This window comes from Zarconia sp. (assembly GCF_057467645.1).
The window spans coordinates 1-19,063 of record NZ_JBRJXU010000041.1 but is presented as its reverse complement, the minus strand read 5'-3'; the positions used below and the strand labels follow the sequence as shown (position 1 = coordinate 19,063).

At 49.0% G+C, this 19,063-nt stretch carries 14 protein-coding genes and 1 riboswitch; of the genes, 5 read left to right on the top strand and 9 right to left on the bottom strand.

Annotated features, from left to right (window positions below; translation table 11 throughout):
* Positions 1-405 precede the first annotated feature (405 nt).
* The 5 genes from AC2215_RS05975 to AC2215_RS05955 form a co-directional block, all read right to left on the bottom strand.
* Positions 406-1,257, bottom strand: a complete 852-nt coding sequence (locus AC2215_RS05975; RefSeq protein ID WP_486809052.1) for an ABC transporter permease — start codon at positions 1,255-1,257, stop codon at positions 406-408.
* A 275-nt stretch (positions 1,258-1,532) separates the two neighbouring features.
* Positions 1,533-2,564 carry an ABC transporter substrate-binding protein gene (locus AC2215_RS05970; RefSeq protein ID WP_486809051.1) on the bottom strand — a complete coding sequence of 344 codons (1,032 nt, stop codon included), beginning with the start codon at positions 2,562-2,564 and terminating at the stop codon, positions 1,533-1,535.
* A 432-nt stretch (positions 2,565-2,996) separates the two neighbouring features.
* Positions 2,997-3,722, bottom strand: coding sequence for a hydrogenase nickel incorporation protein HypB (hypB, locus tag AC2215_RS05965; RefSeq protein WP_486809050.1), 726 nt, complete (start codon positions 3,720-3,722; stop codon positions 2,997-2,999).
* A 274-nt stretch (positions 3,723-3,996) separates the two neighbouring features.
* Positions 3,997-4,359, bottom strand: coding sequence for a hydrogenase maturation nickel metallochaperone HypA (hypA, locus tag AC2215_RS05960; protein ID WP_486809049.1), 363 nt, complete (start codon positions 4,357-4,359; stop codon positions 3,997-3,999).
* Between the two features lie 183 nt (positions 4,360-4,542).
* Positions 4,543-5,706 (bottom strand): agmatinase family protein, encoded by a 1,164-nt coding sequence (locus AC2215_RS05955; protein WP_486809048.1) that lies wholly within the window; start codon positions 5,704-5,706, stop codon positions 4,543-4,545.
* A 116-nt stretch (positions 5,707-5,822) separates the two neighbouring features.
* A riboswitch (guanidine-I (ykkC/yxkD leader) is annotated at positions 5,823-5,950 on the bottom strand.
* Positions 5,951-6,305: 355 nt separating this feature from the next.
* On the opposite strand from AC2215_RS05955, the gene AC2215_RS05950 reads away from it, so the two are divergent.
* Positions 6,306-6,623, top strand: a complete 318-nt coding sequence (locus tag AC2215_RS05950) for a hypothetical protein (protein WP_486809047.1) — start codon at positions 6,306-6,308, stop codon at positions 6,621-6,623.
* 203 nt (positions 6,624-6,826) lie between these two features.
* The gene (locus tag AC2215_RS05945; RefSeq protein WP_486809046.1) at positions 6,827-7,543 is read left to right on the top strand and encodes an ROK family protein; all 717 of its coding nucleotides are present in this window, start codon (positions 6,827-6,829) and stop codon (positions 7,541-7,543) included.
* Here the strand turns inward: AC2215_RS05945 and AC2215_RS05940 are convergent.
* From AC2215_RS05940 to AC2215_RS05930, 3 genes are all read right to left on the bottom strand, one after another.
* The gene (locus AC2215_RS05940) at positions 7,497-9,191 is read right to left on the bottom strand and encodes a serine/threonine protein kinase (protein ID WP_486809045.1); all 1,695 of its coding nucleotides are present in this window, start codon (positions 9,189-9,191) and stop codon (positions 7,497-7,499) included. The genes AC2215_RS05945 and AC2215_RS05940 overlap by 47 nt on opposite strands.
* 161 nt (positions 9,192-9,352) lie before the next feature.
* Positions 9,353-10,711 carry a serine/threonine protein kinase gene (locus AC2215_RS05935; protein WP_486809044.1) on the bottom strand — a complete coding sequence of 453 codons (1,359 nt, stop codon included), beginning with the start codon at positions 10,709-10,711 and terminating at the stop codon, positions 9,353-9,355.
* Between the two features lie 120 nt (positions 10,712-10,831).
* Positions 10,832-11,047, bottom strand: a complete 216-nt coding sequence (locus tag AC2215_RS05930) for a hypothetical protein (RefSeq protein WP_486809043.1) — start codon at positions 11,045-11,047, stop codon at positions 10,832-10,834.
* A gap of 524 nt (positions 11,048-11,571) precedes the next feature.
* Between AC2215_RS05930 and AC2215_RS05925 the strand changes: the two genes are divergently transcribed.
* Positions 11,572-13,671, top strand: a complete 2,100-nt coding sequence (locus tag AC2215_RS05925; protein ID WP_486809042.1) for a choice-of-anchor K domain-containing protein — start codon at positions 11,572-11,574, stop codon at positions 13,669-13,671.
* Positions 13,672-13,891: 220 nt separating this feature from the next.
* On the opposite strand, the gene AC2215_RS05920 is transcribed toward AC2215_RS05925, so the two are convergent.
* On the bottom strand, positions 13,892-15,097 hold the full coding sequence (locus AC2215_RS05920) for a glutathione S-transferase family protein (RefSeq protein ID WP_486809041.1): 1,206 nt from the start codon (positions 15,095-15,097) through the stop codon (positions 13,892-13,894).
* Positions 15,098-15,845: 748 nt separating this feature from the next.
* Between AC2215_RS05920 and AC2215_RS05915 the strand changes: the two genes are divergently transcribed.
* The gene (locus AC2215_RS05915; RefSeq protein WP_486809040.1) at positions 15,846-16,604 is read left to right on the top strand and encodes a 4Fe-4S binding protein; all 759 of its coding nucleotides are present in this window, start codon (positions 15,846-15,848) and stop codon (positions 16,602-16,604) included.
* A 344-nt stretch (positions 16,605-16,948) separates the two neighbouring features.
* Positions 16,949-18,988: a cyclic nucleotide-binding domain-containing protein gene (locus AC2215_RS05910; protein WP_486809039.1), complete on the top strand. Its 2,040-nt coding sequence runs from the start codon at positions 16,949-16,951 to the stop codon at positions 18,986-18,988.
* Positions 18,989-19,063 lie beyond the last annotated feature (75 nt).

The following is a 19,063-nucleotide window of genomic DNA, read 5'->3' as shown; positions in this document are numbered from 1 at the left end:
GGGATTGGAGGGATTTAATTTTGGATGTTAGATTTTGGCATAAATGATTAGCATCCCATTAATAGGCTAATGCTATGTCTAGTCAGCACTTTTCATGTTAAATTTACCATCGCTGCCCTAGGCTAGAAGTTTATAGTGCTTTATTTCATTGGTTACGTGCTAGGAAAAACAGCTCGATCGAGTCTAAGCCTAATCATCCATTCAACACTTTATTTCATGTTTTTAGAGCGATCGCTTCTGGCGATTTGCGGAAAAAGCTATTCATTTTCAGTCTCTGGTAAACGAAAGTAAATCTAGCTCAATACTCTAAAAAAACGCACCCGATCGTAACGTCAATTTTAAACTTTAACCACTCGAACTCGAAAAAAAAAGTTAATTTTTCATTTTTAACTTTTAATTTTGCATTTATTCCTCGATCGCCCACTGACAACTCAGGCGCAGCAGCAATCTAAAAAAGAGATCGATCGCAAATCCGATAATCCCGAGAACAATCAAACAGGCAAAAATTTCTTCCGTTTTTAAAAACTTTTGGGCAATGAGTATTCGCTTTCCCAAGCCCGATTCGGCAGCCACTAACTCGGCTACCACCACTAAGTTCCACGATGCAGCCATATTGACGCGAAACGCATCGATAATATTGGGAATAATATAAGGCATTATCACCTGAAGCACAACCTGAGAGCGCATTCCTCCCAAGGTGTAGGTGGTTTCGATTAAATCTTTGGGAACGAACTTCACCGCATCCATAATCATCAGGGTATTGAAGAACACCGTGCCGATAAAAATCAGCATAATTTTGGGTTCTTCGTTAATTCCCAGATAAATGATTAATAGGGGGACGAATGCCGGGGCGGGCATATAGCGAACGATGCCGATAATTGGTTCCGTTAGCGCCCGAATACTGGCAAAGGTTCCCATCGCAATTCCCAAAGGCACTGAAACGATCGCCGCCAGGAGAAACCCCCCCATCACCCGTCCGAAACTCGCCAAAGTATCGGTCGCCAGAAACCCCCGCCTTCCCAAACTGACAAACGCTTGTCCCACTTCTACCGGCGAAGGCAGAAATACCGATTCGACACCGGGAAGGGAGGACACGATCCACCATAGGGTTAAGGGAACGATCGCCGAAAGAGCCATCAAACCCCATTTCAACCCCACGGGAATGTCTTCGCCGATGCGCCAAAACACCGTCGGTTTTAAAGTGCGATCGAAACGTTTTGCGTCGAGAGGTTTGAGGCTGTCGCTAGGAGGAGTCATGGGGAGGATTTGGGGCAGGGCAGGCAGGGGCTGTAGGGGCAAAGCATTTGGGCAATAAATTATGAATGAAACGACATCTAACAAATCCAAATGCTATAGCGCTATCGCGCATGGCTATAGCCTACGGCATGGCTTCGCTAACGCTAACGCCCTTTTCTTTTCAGCAGTAGGGGGGGATTTGGGAGGCAGAGGAGGCAGAGGGGGCTAAATTTTTCTCCCATTTCCCACACCCCACACCCTACCCCCTACCCCCTACACCCCATTCCCCATCTCAATTAACTGACATTCGCTTCCGCGTAGGCTTTGACAAAGCGATCGTCGAGTACCGCATCCAAGTCGGGGGCTTCTTCGATAAAGCCCACTTTGACCATAAAGTCAGCCATCTTCTTGGCGGCGTAGGGCATATGTTTCATTCCTTCCCCCGGACTGAAGGCTTCGAGATTATCCTCAATAGAGAACATCCGGGTTCCGTCCTTAAATTGCTGGAATTCTTCGACGCTGACATTCGCCCGTTCGGCGAGGAGTTCGTCGGCTTTGGCGGGGTTATCTTCGATAAATTGAAGAATGTCGAACCAGGTATTCACCAACGCTTGCACCTGGTCGGGTTTCTCCTCGATGAGAGTTTGGCTGACTACGAGTAAATCGGGAATCGCACCGGGAAACTCTTTCGAGGATATCAGTTCTTTCGACCCTTCCCGCGTCAGTGCCGTCAGCCAGAAGGGGGGGAACGCACCCACGGCATCGACCTTTCCGGCGGCAAATGCAGCGGCTGCCGCCCCGGTTTCCAAGTTTTTGATTTGAACATCATCCCGCGACATTCCCGCCTCTTCCAGGGCTAAAGAGAGGAGAAAGTCATCCACCACCCCTTCTTCCACGGCAACGGTTTTGCCTTCGAGGTCTTCGATGGTGTCGATGCCCTCGGCGACGATAATTTTGTCGTTCCCGGCGGAGTTATCGTTGACCAATACTCCCACCTCGCCGTTGACTGCCCCGGCGGCAAAGGAAATCGTATCGTTGAGGGTTTGGCAGTTGGCATCGATTTGTCCGGCTGCCAGGGCTTCCATGGATTCGATATAGCCGTCGAACCATTGCAACTTCACATTTGCCCCGTTGGCAGCAAATAAGCCTTCTTTCTCGGCGATGTACCAAGGCCACCAGCCAGGCCAACTACTGTAGCCCATGACGATCGGGGCATCTTCGGACGGGGTGGTTGAAGAACTCGAATCGGTGGTGGGATTGCAACCCACGACGATCGCCCAACTCAAGGAGAATAGCAGACACAAAGATAGGAACTTGCGAATTCTCATTATATTTTCGATAATGCAATCTCACGTCAAAAACGGGTTGCCCAACACGACGTCCAGAATCGAGTTCGATGGGATCGATGTCGCACTTACGGGTTTGGAAAGGTCGAAAATCCCCGTATTGTCATTGCTTTAGTCGTTTGCCGAGCGAAGACTGGTCCGTCAACCCAACTTCAAAAAGTCAAACCTTCCTCACCCCAAAAGAGATTTACCAATCACGCGGTGTGCGCTCTTTTTGCGCTCGAAAGGATGGTGAGCGAGTCGAAAAATCCCCTATTCCCCATTCCCCATTCCCCATTCCCGCGTGCGGTCAGGTTTTGGATAAACAAGTTGTACATGGCGTCAATCTTAATTTAGATCGAAACGACCGACGAGATTGTTCGTCAAGATCGGTTTTGGCGTTCGCAAACGTCACTGAACTGGAAATCGGAGGACTTACGGTCCGATTAAAGTCGCACTTTGACCCATCCGAGAGGCAGATGCTCGATTTTGCAGGGAAACCTGCCCTCGAACCCACTCGAACCAAGCTTCTAACCCCTCACCGGTTTGGGCGGAAACGGGAAAAATTGCGACATCGGGGTTGAGTTGCCGCACGTTTTCGACGATGCGATCGATATCTACATTTAAATAGGGAACTAGATCGATTTTGGTAATTAGCAAGCAATCGGCTTCTCGAAACATGACCGGATATTTGAGGGGTTTGTCTTCCCCTTCCGTGACGCTGAGTAGGGCAACTTTGGCATGTTCCCCCACTTCAAACTCCGCCGGACACACCAAATTCCCCACATTTTCCACCAGAACTAAATCGAAGGTGGAGGGGTCGAATTGATGTTCGAGTTGGTGCAAACCTCCAGCCACCATTTTGGCATCCAGGTGACAGGAACGTCCGGTATTAATGGCGATGACGGGAACGTCGAAACGTCGCAAGCGATCGGCATCGAGTTCGGTGGTCATGTCTCCTTCGATGACGGCGATTTTGAGTTGGGTTTGCAGGGCGGCTAAGGTGCGTTCGAGAACGACGGTTTTCCCCGCCCCCGGACTGCTCATTAAGTTCAAACAGGTAATCTCCCAATCCTCGAATTGTTCTCGATTTAGATCGGCTAAATCTTGATTGGCGTGGAGTAAGTTAATACCGAGTGCAGCATCGAATGTTTGGTGCATGATTTTTATTTTTGATTATTTTTGAAAGTTAATTTTTGCTGAAATTTTCAGAATCAATGAGTAGAAAGTTTGAATTGAGATGAATAAGTCTAGTTTGGATCCCCCCTAACCCCCCTTCTTAAGGGGGGAAATAGAAAAATTCCCGGAAAAATAAATAGTGCAAGTTTCCTATGGCTTCCGCACAAACAAACTGCGTTAGCTTCTTATAGCTTCCCCCTTAAGAAGTGGGATGGAAGAGAGATCTAGGGGAACGGGAGGGGGTCTTTTTAAACTGCTAAATCCTTACAGCCGAACGATACTCAATCCGATCGATTTTCAGTTCCCGCCCCGATCGAATCTCTTCCATGGGCGATCGACATTTGGGACAGGCATATTGCAAGCCGATTTCTGGGGCGTATTCTTGTTGGCAATCTTGGCAATAAGCCACCAGAGGCGTTTCTCTAATTTCGAGTTGGGTCGAGTCTAAAAAGCTGTCGCGGGTTTGTACTTCAAAGGCAAATTGCAAGCTGGCGGGTTCGACACAGGTGAATTGCCCGACGACTAAATGAATTTTATCGATTTGAGGGCGATCGGGCTGGGATTCCCACCAGTCTTTAACGGTTTGGATTAAGGCTTTGGTCATGTCGGTTTCGTGCATGATTTCTCAATGGGGTGTGGGGAATTTTTAAGTAATAAGTAATAAGTAATAAGTCGGGAATGGGGAATGGGGAATGGGGAATGTCTAATCGGGAACATTTAATTAAATAATTCTCTTCTCCCTTGTCTCCAAAGCCCCCGAGAGCAAGCGAAGCCTCCCCTGCCTCCCATCCCCGGCGATCGATTATTCCAGTTCCGGTTGGGCTTCGGGGTGAATGTAATCGGGGGTTTCGGGGCGGGGTAGTTGATTGGATAGCACCAGGTTGGCGAGGGTATCGCAAATGACGCGGGTGGCCATCAGGGAGGTAATATCGCTGATATCGTAGGGAGGCGACACTTCTACCACTTCCATGCTGCAAACCGGAGCGCGTTGGACGATTTTTCCGAGTAAATATAGGGCTTCGCGGGGCAGCAAACCGCCGGGTTCGGGCCAGCCGGTACCGGGGACGAATCCCGCATCGATGCAATCGATATCGAAGCTGATATGCACGCAATCAGTGCCATCTAAGGCCCGCTCTAAGGCGTACTCCACTGCCGCATCTAACCCCATTTCCGTAATATCGGTGACGGTGAGGATATTGGTGGCCCGTTCGCGACACACTTTCACCCCTTGCCGGGGAACTTGCCAGCCGCCAATTCCCAATTGAACCAGGTTTTTGGGGGGTGCATTTTTAATATTGGTAGCGTGAAACCAGGGGCAGGTGTGCATCCGTTCGTCGAGATCGGTTTCTTGGGTATCGACGTGGCGATCGAAGTGAATAATTCCGACTTTTTTATCCCCTAAATGGCGACACACGCCGCGAACGGTGGGATAACCAATGGAATGGTCGCCTCCTAAAATAATCGGCAATGCCCCGGAACTAAAAATGTGGGCGATGCCTTTAGAAATTTGGTCGAAAGACTTTTCGTTATTGGCGGGAATGGTGAAGATATCCCCCACGTCACACAGGGTAATTTGCTCGCGCAAATCGACACCTAACTCGAAATTATAGGGAGTATACAACGCAGAAATGCGCCGAATCCCTTGGGGTCCGAACCGAGTCCCGGGGCGATAAGTGGTACCGGAATCGTGGGGAACGCCGACGATGGCGACATCGTAGTTGCCCACTTGGCGTACGTCTTCGAGATAGGGTGCTTTGAGGAAGGTGTTGATGCCGGCGAAGTGGGGCAGTTCCCCTCGCGAGAAGGTGGGAATGGTGCGATCGCCAATACTTTCGGCGGCTTCGAGTCCGTATTCCAAACCCCGATCGACTTCTTGCTGCCAACCGGTGAGGGGTAATTGGGCTTCTTTATTCAGGGCTTCTTGGGCGATTGAGTTGGGTCGTCCGAAAATCGGTGGGTCTGTCATGGATACTCAGAGAATGGAGAACGTCGATGGAGAATATTAAATTGAGAACGAAAACGAAGGCAAACCAAATACAAAAATACCCGAAAGAGTTACAACAGACTCTTTCTGTTGCATTCTTCTCCCGGGCTTTTTTCCCGCCGTGTAGTGGCGTTTTTCAATAAAAAAACCACCTGCTTCTCTCGGACCAGACGTTAAAGTTTCAAGGAGGAAACAAACTTTAACCGGAACCCTAGAAGCAATTCGCGATAATTTTTAATTTTGTTGAGGCATGTGACTTCAACAAAATCATTTATTTTTTCTGAACTAGAGCTGGAAATTATTTTATCAAGCTTCGATTCAATATTTGTATATGATTTAACAAAAAATGCGAATTTACATTTCAAGATCCGAAAACAATAATTTCATAGTATTAAGAATAAAAAAGATATATTTTTAGATAGCTGTTTAGGAGTCAAAATATGCAGAAATTGAGCAAAATAGCGGTTAGAGCGATCGAGCATTGTTCTGATTCCATCAAGATGTTGTCGGCTTCACATTATTTGGGTGGCATCGGATGAAATATCGATCGAACGTCGAGTTTTCGGGTTTGGAGAAACATTGTGAGTCTGCCGAGCATTGGACGCAGGAAAATCATCGTCGATAATACTCAATACAATTGGCGAGTGCGTCATAAACCGACCTACATGCAAGGGATCGAACAGAGTCAAATGTCTGCAGCGATCGAGCTGGCGAACCAAACCGGTTCGGTCTTAGCGATCGAATTCCCTTGGTTTCGACCCGATAGTTGGCTCTCGAACGAAGTCAAGATCGTAACACCGAAAATTATTAAAACCTGTATCGAGAATGCGATCGCACAAGGGTGGAATCCATGTGCCAAAGGTGCAACGTTTCATTACAGGTATAGCGATCGAGCGTGATATCAAATCCGGTTGAATAACTATAATTCCGGTGGATGTGAGCAGGGGGAGCGGGGGGAGAAAGTGACTTGTGGGATTTGTATATTATGGTTAATTACCCGGATCCGATCGGACAGACGATCGAAAAAAATATAAATAAAATCTATTGAATTGGGTCACCCATCGAGCCATATACTAATCCGAGTACCTCAAGACTGATACCCATGAGCGATACCGATCGAACTGCTTCTTCTATCCGTACCCTTGCCGTCGATATTGGCGGTAGCGGGGTGAAAGTGATGGTACTCGACGAGACGGGAAATCCCTTAACCGATCGCCTGCGAGTTCCAACCCCCCAACCCCCCAAACCCAATGCGGTACTCGATGCGATCGTTGGACTGGCGACGGATGCGGGTGAGTTCGATCGCGCTTCGGTGGGATTTCCCGGCGTTGTCCGCAACGGCATCACCTACACCGCCGTGAACCTCGATCCCGATTGGATGGGGTTCGATCTCGCCAGCGCGCTGCAAACACGCCTCAACAAACCCATCCGAGTGGCGAACGATGCCGATATCCAAGGCTGCGGTGCCATTTCTGGCAAAGGCGTGGAACTGGTTGTCACCCTGGGGACGGGGTTCGGTTCGGCACTGTTTATCGATGGCAGGCTGGTTCCCAATTTGGAGATGGGACACCATCCCTTTCGTAAAAAAGAAACCTACGAGGAACAGCTGGGACGCGCGGCATTGGATAAAGAGGGGAAAAAGGAGTGGAACCAACGGTTAGAAAAGGCGATCGCCACCCTGGAAAAGTTGTTTAATTACGATGTTTTATACATTGGCGGGGGGGAAACGAAAAAAATTAAGTTCGAGTTGCCGAGTAATGTCCAAATCGTGCCTAATGTTTCCGGTTTGCTCGGTGGGATTGCTTTGTGGAAGGATTAGGCAATCGGTGGGTAAACCTGGGGTCTGGGTGACGTTTTCCAGTAAATTTTTTCTCGATCGAAGTTAGATAAGAACGCGATTTCAGACGCGCGAGCTTTTGTTGGTTACGAATGGTTGCAGATATCTTCGATCGGGAAACATTGGGTTTGGATTTTAGTTTTTTTTTATGGCTCTGGTCGTCTCCCGAACCCTCGGCGGTCGTTCTCGATTGGGAAGCGCTGGTTTTTGATTTGAGTGTGTTTCGATCGCTCGGGTTTTCTCCCGAACCCTCAGCGGTCTGTCTCGATTGGGACGCGCTCGCGGTTTTTAAAAAATCGGAAATTTCATCGACTAACCACTGCTTCTCTACCGGGGTAAATTCATGACCGAATTCGTGGCGATCGAAACTAGTTTTTATCGCACAATTAATTGTTTTTATCCCTTTAAAATTGGTGTGAACATCGAGATATACATCCTGAATTTGATTAAGAGAAATAGAAATATCAGCTTGCTTATACCACCATGGATTTTTTATTGTTAGCTCGGATTGGTTGATAAATAAATCAAAGTTTTTCTTGCGAGGAGTACCACTAGCGATGATGGGGATGATGAAAATCGCTATTATCAAGAAAAAAATGGGATTCAGAAACATTAAAAACATGGCAATTAGGCAGACTAGACATACCCAAGCACTAAAAAAAATAAAAATAGAATCACCAGATTTTTTGTCTTGTGTTTGAGATTGAATTGATAAATACCAATCGTTGCGTTGGATAGTTAGCTGACTTCCTTTTGGTGGCTGATAAGGTGATGGAGCATCAATAATTTCCATCATTTTGAGTGGCTGTGGCGTATCGTACAAGTTTTTTAAAACGCCCGCTGCTTCGCACGCAGATTTATACCGATCTTCAAGAGCGGGTTCGAGCATTTTCTCCAGCCAGTTAGCAAATGCTGGCGACATTTGGATGCGATCGCGAAAATCAATTTTCATCCGCTTCTGAGGGAGTTCGTCCGGCGAACGATGGGCGAATAAAAATAGTAACGTGGCCCCGAGAGCGTATAAATCCGAGGCAAAAAATGCTTTTCCGCGAAATTGTTCGGGGGGCATATATCCCACCGTACCAACAAAAGTTCCACCGCTAATTAAGGTATGGCGATAAACATCTTGCACGGCACCAAAATCAACTAGATAAACTTGCCCGTCGGGACGACGAATAATATTTTGAGGTTTAATATCGCGGTGAATCACCGGCGGAGAAAGATGATGTAGGTAATTGAGGATTTCGAGCAATTGCATGGCAATTTGATACACTTGCTCTTCGGTGGATCGCCATCCTTTTTTAACCCGTTCGGCTAAAGATTCTCCTTCAATTAATTCTTGAACCAAATAAAACCGGCGATCGCTGAGTGTATCTCGATGGAAATAGTCTAAATATTTAGGAATCGAGGGATGATTGAGAGTCGCGAGAACCTGAGCTTCCCGTTCGAATAAGTCAATGGCTTTCCAGTCAGAAGCTTGTTGTAGAGATAAAACTTTCATCGCCACCCGCTGGTAATTGCTCAAGTCTTCGGCTTCGTAGGTGGTTCCGAACGCGCCTTGTCCGATGACAGTCGTAATTCGATAGCGATCGCAGATAATATCGTTAATTTGATGTAGGGAATCGAGCATGATTAAAAGATTAACAAACAATAAGCTAAACAATCACCAAATTCTGGCAGTCTATTAGACATAGGCGCGAAAATCAAAAATCTAATCAATATCTATGCCTGGGTCATGAATTTCTTTCCCCTTTCCCCCTTAACCTTTAACCCTTTTCCACCAGAATTCTCTTAGTCTTGTCTGGGCTTAAAAGCGGCGATCGCCCTGGGAGAAAGTTTAGAGAGGTCGCCCAATCTCCTCATTTCTGAGGGTTGCAGCCGTCGCAACTTCAAAAACTCAGACAGTTTAATTTCCAACCATTTCTTCTCCGTCGAATTCAGAAATATGCCAAAAGAATATTTACGTACGCCTTCCCAAATCACTAACTTGGAAATAGTTTTTCCTTTTGACCCCCGCGTTACTTCCACATCTACGAGCTTGATATCCGCCGTCCGACCTTTAATTTCCAGAAAACATAGACCGAACCATCGCTTTTCGATCGTGAATTGATGGCGATCGATAAATAAAGATTGAGAGCTGAGTAAAGACATCAATAGCATCACCAGCACGATCGATATCGGCCAGACAAAATAACCCAGAACGATCGTAATGGTGGTTAAACTCACAATTAAATTCCAATGGATTGGAATCAGGCAAACTAAAGAATCTTTGGTGGTTTCGAGTAAAATCCGAGAACCGCGCGGACTCTCATGGGATATCGCTTCACTCGCGGGTGGTTTTGAGGGGACCGAGAGTGCAGAGGTCGCCTCGCGAGCCGATCCAAATCGATCTTCGATCGCCGGGGCAAGTATTTTCTGCAACCACCGGGCAAACTCCGGCGAAATACTAACATGGCGGTGAAAGTCGATCTGCATCCGCTGTTGCGGCAGTTCTGCTGGGGATTTCCCCGTCAGCAAGAATAGCAACGTCGCCCCCAAAGCGTACAAATCTGAGGCGGCCCCCACTTGTCCGCGAAACTGTTCGTGGGGCATATATCCCAAGGTGCCGACAAAGGTACCGCCACGGGTGAGAGTGTTGCGGTAGACATCTTGCACCGCGCCGAAATCCACTAAGTACAACTTGCCGTCGCCGTCGCGAATGATGTTCTGGGGTTTGATGTCCCGGTGAATCACCGGAGGGGTTAACCCGTGCAGGTAGTCGAGGATATCGAGCAGTTGCAATGCCATATCTTTGACGCGACGTTCGTTAGGCCGCCACCCTTTCTCCACCAATGCCGCTAGGGATTCTCCAGGGGCTAAGGCTTGCACCAAGTAAAACCGGCGATCGCTTGAGGTATCCTCGTCGAAGCGATCGAGATATTGAGGAATCCCCGAATGCTGCAAATTCGCCAGCACTCGCGCCTCGCGATCGAATAATTCGATAATCTTCCAGTCTTGTGCCTGCCGCAACGACACTACTTTCATCGCCACCCGCTTGTAGTCGGTGAGGTCTTCGGCTTCGTAAGTGGTTCCCATGGAACCTTTACCAATGGGGGCAACAATCCGATAGCGATCGCGGAGAATTTCGTCGGTTTGATGTAACGTTTTCATCTTGAAAGAATAAGTAATAAGTAATACGTGGAGAGATCTCCAGATGCAATGAAGTTGCAAATCTTGTGGGAACTCTTAATTTTTAACTTTTAATTTTTAATTTTTCATTGATTAAATTCCCTACCGACTCGCAGCATCCTGTCGGGAACTCGGGGCACCGTTGGAAGGAGGCTCGAAAGTCGATTCGCACTCGTTCAACATTGGAGGCGCACAAGTCGAGAGATTTTCGTTCCAGGAAGAAGCGGGGATAACAACACTCAAGCCGATAAGCAGCAGCGCGAAAACCGTGGCAATGCGATCGCGTCCCGCAATCGTTTGTCGGAGAAAATTTTTCATGTTCGATCGCCGTAAGCCTGTGATTCCCCAACATCAAAAAAAATTAAGGAATTATTCTCATCTAAGCACTACACAGATACACAAATCCCGTTTGTGTACGGAGATTCACATAGAGCATGCTCGAGAATTCGGAATGGGGAGAGGGGGAGGAGGCGGCGGGAGCAGTGATACGGGGACGCGGGGAGGAGGAATTCAGATTTCAGATGCTGGAGTTTCTCTGGGATTTGACTCAATTCAACTTGAGTTCTGGTTAAGGGATATGCGGGAAAATAACAGACCAACCGTAGGGGTCAACGGCCATTGACCCCTACCGTATTTATTGTCCAATATTAAATGTCCCAAACCCTCTGGGCGTCGCTATCAATCCAGAAGATTGCGATCGAGAAATCTTAATTGTTCGGGAATTCTACGGATGCTTGTCAATAAGTCTTAACGTTATCGTCAAATTAGAAGTGATAGATCGCAAAAAAGCGAAGGTTGAAATTGACGATCTATTAAATCCCAGGCTTCGAGCAAACATAAACATGGTACAAGTTAACTTTAATCGTTGGGGTGACGGCGGCTTTCAGTCTGAATCTTTTGACGACCGCCAGCCTACATTTGTCATTACTCATGGGTATCAAAATACTGGTGGGAATGCAGCCAACGGCTTTATGCCCGAAGAATGGATTTCCAACAAGGCTCAGACCCTGCGAGAGCGCAATCCCGACGCGAATATTATCGTCGTGGACTGGGAAGATGGCGCTAAACCTTCAGGACTGGTTGGTATCAATTATCCTGCCGCTGCGGATAATACCAGAGATGTCGGTTTGCAACTCGCGCAAGAGCTAATCCGACTCGAAGCCGATCCAAGTACGACAGAATTGATCGGTCACAGTTTGGGCGCTCATGTATCTGGCTTTGCGGGTGCTGCATACCAAGAACAAACCGGTCGTTCAATTGCTCGCATTACAGGATTAGATGCGGCGGGTCCTAGATTTGAGGGAAATCCGCCACAAGATCGCCTCGATCCAACGGATGCTGAAAGGGTCGTTGCGATCCACACCAGTAAGGCGTTGGGACATAACGGCGAAGTGGGAGATTTAGATATCTTTCTCAATCAGAATTACCTCTTCCAACCGGGGGCGCAAAGTTTTATCGACAATCACGGTTACGCTTTTGCCATCCACGATGCTTTAATTCAGGGGGAGAGCATTCCCCAGGTCAACGGTGGAGAGTTTAATCTCGATACCCTCAACAGCGAGTCCGGAAGAATTGAGATCGATACCAATCGCTCCATTTTTGTGGGGACGACTTCGGGTCAGTTTGCTGGGGGAAGCAACCGCTTGAGTTTGGGGTCTCCAGAATTTTCCAGCTTCGTCCAATTTGATGGCACCGGTTTCAGAACGGTGACGGGAAAACTCTTCAATCTTGGGGATCTGACGTATCAAAATGGAGCGATCGATCGCGGTTCGGAACCCCAGGGCGATTTACCTCTGGCGATCGCGACATCATTCGTTCGACCTATTAGCAATACCCAAACCTTTACGTTTGATTTCAACAACACGATCGCGGTAAATGATACGGGAAATTCAGGCCTGGGTAGCGACAGGCTTCGCTTTTCTTCATCGGGTTTGTCGAGCGAGCGAATTGAAGCCGTCGGCACTGAATACACCCTCGATCTATTTGGCTTCTCCACGGATGGCGGCGTTTCTGTCATCAGACAGTTCGACTCACCGGAAAATAGCACGACGAATGCCAGTTTGTTTGGCAAAATTACCGTGGCCGAATCTCGCATCATTCCCCCACTACTCTGGGACAAGATTAGAAGCGGCGTTGCCCGAGCGGGAATTGGATTGGTAGAGGGTCTGACAACTTCGATCTCGACGCTAAATCCCTTCTCAAATTCACGAACTGCCCAGTCATCAGCACAGAATTCAACTCCAGAAGACGTTTTCAAAATCACAGAAGAAATTGCCACTCAATTTCCGGGTGGGGTCTTGGGTTCTGGCGAAAGAGATGTGGCTATTGGTTCATCGATTGAAGATGTTGTGTTTGGAGGCGGAGGAGCGGATTTTCTAGCGGGTTCGGTTGGCGATGACATCATTCTGGGTGCGGATGATGACGATGAACTGTATGGCGGTAAAAATGATGATTTTATCCATGGGAATCGAGGCAACGATTTAGTCTCGGGGGACCTCGGTCACGATTTTCTCAGAGGAGGTCGGGATAACGATACCTTAATCGGTGGAGATGGCGATGATGTATTAGTCGGCGATCGGGGAGTTGACTTATTAACTGGAGGTTTGGGTGCAGATGTCTTTATCCTGAGAACGGATACTGGCGAAGTCACCCCCGAGGCATCTGCAGCCGATCGAATTCTAGACTTTAATGCTGCCGAGGGCGATCGAATTGGCATCACTGGCGCAGTTCCCATTGAAGTCCTCAGCTTCACTTCGGCAGATATTAATGGCAATGGAATTGAGGATACGATTATCCAATACACCGAAACCGACGAGACCTTTGGTTCGCTCGTCGATATTTTTGGTACGGATATTTTTGGTATCGCCCTCGATGTGTCTCCAGATGTGGCTCGGAATGCGGCTTTCTCAGTGCCGATTGAAGAGCCATTATTATTGATTTGAGCTAATTCCGAGGTGTAGGGTTGGCAATGGCGGCGATCGCATCAGTGTTCGTCGATCGATGTCCGTTCCGCTGTTGCCCACCCAATTTTAATGGTTAAGCGTTATTGAGTGCTCGAAGCAGTATTGGGGTTGGTGGGCAGTTTGACGATCGATGTCAACGTTACATCTGAGCATTGACAACTACCCACCCTACAAATTTATTATCTGACGTTAACTCGAGCTAATTCCGAGCGAAATTAACCGGGTCTTGGTCTCGGCGATGGCGGACGGGAATGGGAGTACCTTGACGGTTGCCATCCAGGACTGCAGTGGCTTCGAGAGATTCCCGCAATCGTTTCGCCGCGTAGATGGACATATCCCGAGGAACGTTGATGCGATCGCGCAGATAGCGCAGGGCGACATCCGACCCCTGCGGTGGCGTGCAGGTTTCCCCGGTCATCATGTGGGTGAGGGCGCAGCGGAGGGCTTCATCGAATAATTTGTCATTGCCTGGGTTGACGCGGATGATGTTGGCGCGGTGTTTGAGGGTACGTTGCAATGCTTCCGTGCGGGAAGTTTCCGGTTCGGGGTAGGTGACATCGGGCAACTCGAACCAGGGGCCGTTATCCACCCGATCCTTATTGCGTTGCATCTGGGGTTCCCCGTTTTCGTAGCAACCGCCCATCTGCGGGGGCAAATCGTGGGCGTGGGTGTGGAAATCGCTTTGGGTGCCGCGATAGGTGGGTCGGCTTTCCATGGCATCGAACCACGCCGAAAAATGGGGGTTTTCTTCCCGCAGAGAGTAGCCTTTGTAGTAGTAGAGGCTGGCATTCATCCGTTCGACGTAGGGGGTAAAGATGACATCTGCGGTGCCGAACTCTTCCAGGAAATAGGGTCCGGGGGTGGCTGCGAGGGTCTCTTCCACCATGGCGACGACTTGGGTAAACTGGTCTCGGCTGCGTTGGTCTTGTTGAGCCGATCGCGCCGGATAGCACAGCCAGGAACACCAGGCGCGAAAGAGCAATCGTTCCAATTGCCGCAGGGGGAGGACTCGGGGGTGTTCCATGCCCAAACTCAAGGGGCCGTAAACGCCTTCGAGGGCGATTAAAATGTCATCGCTTTCGGTGATAATGCGATCGTCGAGGGCGATCGCCGGTAGCATTCCCGATGGCACGATGCGCTTGTACCAGCTTTCTTTTTTCCCGTAGCAGAACATCGTCACTTTCTCGATGCGGTAGGGAATTTGTTTTTCCTCCAGCCACAACCAGATTTTTTGACAGTAGGGACACCAGGCGTGGTTGTCGCGATAGAGGGTGACTCGTACGTCTGCTTCCTCACCCCCGAAAAGGCGCAAGCGAGCTTGTGAATTGGTGGGGCCGTTAACGGTATCGATGTGAAAGTCGGTGAGGGCTTCAAGTTCGGTCCAGGTTAGGGGAGTAGCACTCATGGCGGTGGGGATGCGGGTGAATTCAACGCGATCGAATTATATATAGAAATGTAACGGAATGTGGGGAACGGGGAATGGGGTGTGGGGGAAGATCTTTGCAACTGACCCAATTATCAATTGTCCATTCACTCTCTCCCCGCCTCCTTTGCCCCCAACGGGCAAAAGCAATAGTACCCCCAGGGTAGACTGACAAACCCATCTTAAAAGCACAAACTATAAACGTGAGTCGATCGAGCAGCCGGAGTTTTTCCCACGAACTCCGGTTTCCCTATTCAGCCGCTCGTTTATTCCCGATTCTTCACATCTCCAACGGAAAGATTAACCATGAAAGTGTTTCGAGCCTGGGCGATTTTTTTCGTTCTCTATCTCGTTTTTTGTACTAGTCTCGGACCGAAATTTGCCGATCGCTTTGTAAAATTTTTCACTCAATCGAGTCAATTTGGGTTATCTTAAGCACTCAGCTTTATCCTCTCCTAAGGAAGTCAAAAGTACAGGATTTGTCGCTTGACAGAAGTTGAAGTTGTCAACTCCATCAGCGTTTTAAACTGACGAATGACGGCTGATACCGAAGTGCTTCCCACTTTAGATCGATCGCCTCGTGGACCAAAACTGAATTAACGATTTCTGAAAAATCTGCATAATTTTTGCGATTATAACCTATAACTTAGAGAACGTCGGGGAACGTTCGCATCTACAAATTGAAATAATTTTAAGATGATTTTTGACGCAAGACTAGGAGATAACCCCGATGCTAACTCAAGTTTCAGAACGCACGGTGCGCGTTGTTCGCTGGGTGCTCGTCATTGGGTGGATGCTGTTAATCGTTTCGTTATTTTACGATCCGATTTCGAGCGGGTTAACCAATCCGCAAAAGGCGATGAGTCCTTGGCACGATATGACGCTCTACCAACCCGTATCTGTTCAAGGACAGCCATTAGAAGAGCTGCCCTATCCCATCGGGGCAAGACTTTTTTGGGGGACGATCGTCCCGAGTGGAATTGCAATTGTTTTCGTCCTCGGGCATGAATTTTGGCGGCGGATTTGTCCGCTTTACTTTCTCTCCCAAATTCCGCGGGCGTTGGGGTGGCAGCCAAAACTGAATATTCACCAAAATCAATGGCTGCTGAAGAATCATTTATACGTGCAGTTTGCCTATCTCTTCGTGGGTTTGAACTGCCGAATTTTGTTTATTAACTCTGCTCGACCCGTTTTAGGTGGCTTTCTGATTGCTACAATTTTCCTGTCAATTTTAGTGGTTTATCTCTATGGCGGGCGCAGTTGGTGTCATTATATTTGTCCGTTTGGTTTGGTACAAACTGTATTGACGGGAACCCGAGGATTGTTGGGTAGCCAAGCCCATACCGTACCCGATCGGGCGGTGACGCAATCGATGTGTCGAACGGTCGATCCGGTGACGGGAAAAGATAAGCCGGCCTGTATTGGGTGCAAATCTCCCTGTTTTGATATTGATTCCGAGCGAGCCTATTGGCAAGATTTGGGTAAGTAATTGCCGATCGCCAATAAATTTGTAGGCAGTTTAGGTCTGTCTCTAGTTGGTGATGCTTTCCATTTTATCGCGTTTTTTGATTCATCAATTTTCCGGATTAAATTTAGGAAAAGCTGTAGTCATGGACAAGAGAATTTTGATTTAATTTCTCGATTGCATTCGGTGACAAGCAGTTACTCGATCGACAATGTTGTGTCCGATCTCGAGGAATCGGAGAAACGGCGATCGGCTCGCGGGATAGAGATTAGGGATCTCGATTGATGGAAAGGAGAACGGATGACTTTCCAATGCTTTGCCCTAATTCGTAATGTCTGAATGTAGAGAGAGTTCTTGGGTGATTTGTCATGACAAGTAGAAACGGTCGTCGATTCGTACAGTATGGATACTTGGGTTTAGTTATCGGATATTTTGTGTACTACGGGCTGTATGCAGGCAATTTCGATTATTATTTCTCCGGGGCTTGGGCCCATGAAGAGATGCAGCTTGCGAGGGTCTTAAAACCGGGTTTTTATCTATTCGATCGCCCGATTCCCATTCCCAAACTCGCAGCAGTTCCCCTCACCCTTTCGTTTTTCGTTCTGCTGTGTTACGCCGTCGGCAATCGACTCGAAGGGATGTATCGGCGGTCTCTCAAACGTCGCGAGTTTAGCCCCGAAATCGCGTTACATCGGTCCTTCTCGATTTGTACTTTTCTCGCATTCAATATTTTCTTCATTTATGGCGGTCGTCCGGAAATTTTGCGATGGCCTGAAGCGGTGCAATGGTTGTTTAATGCCGCCGTTGCCATGGTGAGTACCCTATGGCTGTATCGCAACTGGAATCGCAGTTGGGAGCAGTACCAGCGAGAAAGCGACGTGGAAAAGTTGCGCCGCCAACTCAAAAAACTGCCCTTGAATTTCGATCGCATTTTAGAGGGAAAATCCATCGACGACCTCAGCCCCGAGGAAGTGTGGATTCTCGCCAAAACCTTGCCCGGAACCACGCAACAAGACCGGTTGCAGGTGTATCGCGGTATCCTCAAAGAGGCGATCGCCTCGGGACGCACCAACACCGCCACCAGCCTGGAAGTGTTCGAGCAGATGCGCCAGCACTTGGGCATTGCCGACGAAGAGCATTACGCCACGATCGCCGAACTGGGAATCGAAGACCCGAATTTGCTCGATCCGCGCGGACTGCACACGCGCGAAGAACAGTTGCGCCTGGAAAGTTACTGCGAAGCCCTCTCCTACTTGTTGATGGAATGCATCGAACAGGGGATTCCTTTCGATCGCGCCATCGAACTCAAAAGCCGCCAGGTGCGGATGCTGCAACAAGCCTACCGGATTACCGGTGACGAACACGATCGCATTTTGACCCAACTATTCGATCGCGATAGCGATTTGCGTCGCAAAGCCGAAGCCTTACTCTCCCAACTGCAGCTATACACCTGTCGCCACCAAGCCCTCACCCACTCCGTTCCCAACCCCCACGCCGCCGTTTTCGTCCTGTTGAGATCGACTCTCGTTCCGGTGCAGCAACGCTTAACTTCCCAACTCCTCAGCATCCTGGAAATTATCGGCGAAGATACAGCCGCCATTTCCCTCGCCAAACGGGTAGGTTTGCTCGCAGGTCATTTGTTACCCCAAATGCTGCAAGATGAGAAAAGCAATTGGCGATCGCGTCTGAATCCCGAACTGGTCGAGGTTCTGGTACTCAACGGGCCAGAAGAGATTCCCCCGAGGAAAACCACTCAGTTCGGAACTCCGATGCGATCGGAAGTCGCCCTCGATGTCCTCGAAGATTTACTCCAAGACCCCAACGCCATTGTTCGCGCCCTGGCGTTGTATGCCCTGCACCAGCTTAAACCCGAGGGCGGTCGCCAGCAAGCCCAACACCTTGTCTCCCAGGGTATCCTCGACGAGTTGCTGCGGGCAACCGCCGAAAAAATCCTCCAGCCGCGATCGACGTTAACCGCCCTAGAACAAATGTTACGGCTGTCGAAAACCGGTGCGTTCGATGGGTTAAAGCCGGAGTTATTAATGGCTGTCGTGCGAGTGGCCCACCTGAGAACTTACCAATCCGGAGACGTGTTGTGCCATTGGGGAGAGTCGGCATCAGAAATCTTGATTCTGATTCGAGGTCAAGGCGAAATTCAAGTCGTTCGCGATTTAGAGGTGCGATCGATCGGCACGATCGTTCCCGGACAGCCGATTGGCACCGATTGGCAGCGCGCCCGATCGCCAGAAGTGGCAAAAGCGATCGCCGTTCTCGATGGTACGGAAGTTCTCGCCATGACCACCGCCGACTTTGACACCCTCCTCCACCAGCATCCCCCCCTAGCGCAAGCATTACTCGTCCAGTTGACCTGGGAACGCAGGGAGTTAGAGGACGCGGGGACGCGGTGATGGGGTGATTGGGTGATTGGGTGATTGGGTGACGCGGAGACGCGGAGACGCGGAGACGCGGAGACGCGGGGAGAG

Excerpts from the sequence above, each read along its gene's own strand:
- AC2215_RS05975 (WP_486809052.1), bottom strand. The coding sequence starts at position 1,257 with ATGACTCCTCCTAGCGACAGCCTCAAACCTCTCGACGCAAAACGTTTC.
- AC2215_RS05970 (WP_486809051.1), bottom strand. The coding sequence starts at position 2,564 with ATGAGAATTCGCAAGTTCCTATCTTTGTGTCTGCTATTCTCCTTGAGT.
- hypB (WP_486809050.1), bottom strand. The coding sequence starts at position 3,722 with ATGCACCAAACATTCGATGCTGCACTCGGTATTAACTTACTCCACGCC.
- hypA (WP_486809049.1), bottom strand. The coding sequence starts at position 4,359 with ATGCACGAAACCGACATGACCAAAGCCTTAATCCAAACCGTTAAAGAC.
- AC2215_RS05955 (WP_486809048.1), bottom strand. The coding sequence starts at position 5,706 with ATGACAGACCCACCGATTTTCGGACGACCCAACTCAATCGCCCAAGAA.
- AC2215_RS05945 (WP_486809046.1), top strand. The coding sequence starts at position 6,827 with ATGAGCGATACCGATCGAACTGCTTCTTCTATCCGTACCCTTGCCGTC.
- AC2215_RS05940 (WP_486809045.1), bottom strand. The coding sequence starts at position 9,191 with ATGCTCGATTCCCTACATCAAATTAACGATATTATCTGCGATCGCTAT.
- AC2215_RS05935 (WP_486809044.1), bottom strand. The coding sequence starts at position 10,711 with ATGAAAACGTTACATCAAACCGACGAAATTCTCCGCGATCGCTATCGG.
- AC2215_RS05930 (WP_486809043.1), bottom strand. The coding sequence starts at position 11,047 with ATGAAAAATTTTCTCCGACAAACGATTGCGGGACGCGATCGCATTGCC.
- AC2215_RS05925 (WP_486809042.1), top strand. The coding sequence starts at position 11,572 with ATGGTACAAGTTAACTTTAATCGTTGGGGTGACGGCGGCTTTCAGTCT.
- AC2215_RS05920 (WP_486809041.1), bottom strand. The coding sequence starts at position 15,097 with ATGAGTGCTACTCCCCTAACCTGGACCGAACTTGAAGCCCTCACCGAC.
- AC2215_RS05915 (WP_486809040.1), top strand. The coding sequence starts at position 15,846 with ATGCTAACTCAAGTTTCAGAACGCACGGTGCGCGTTGTTCGCTGGGTG.
- AC2215_RS05910 (WP_486809039.1), top strand. The coding sequence starts at position 16,949 with ATGACAAGTAGAAACGGTCGTCGATTCGTACAGTATGGATACTTGGGT.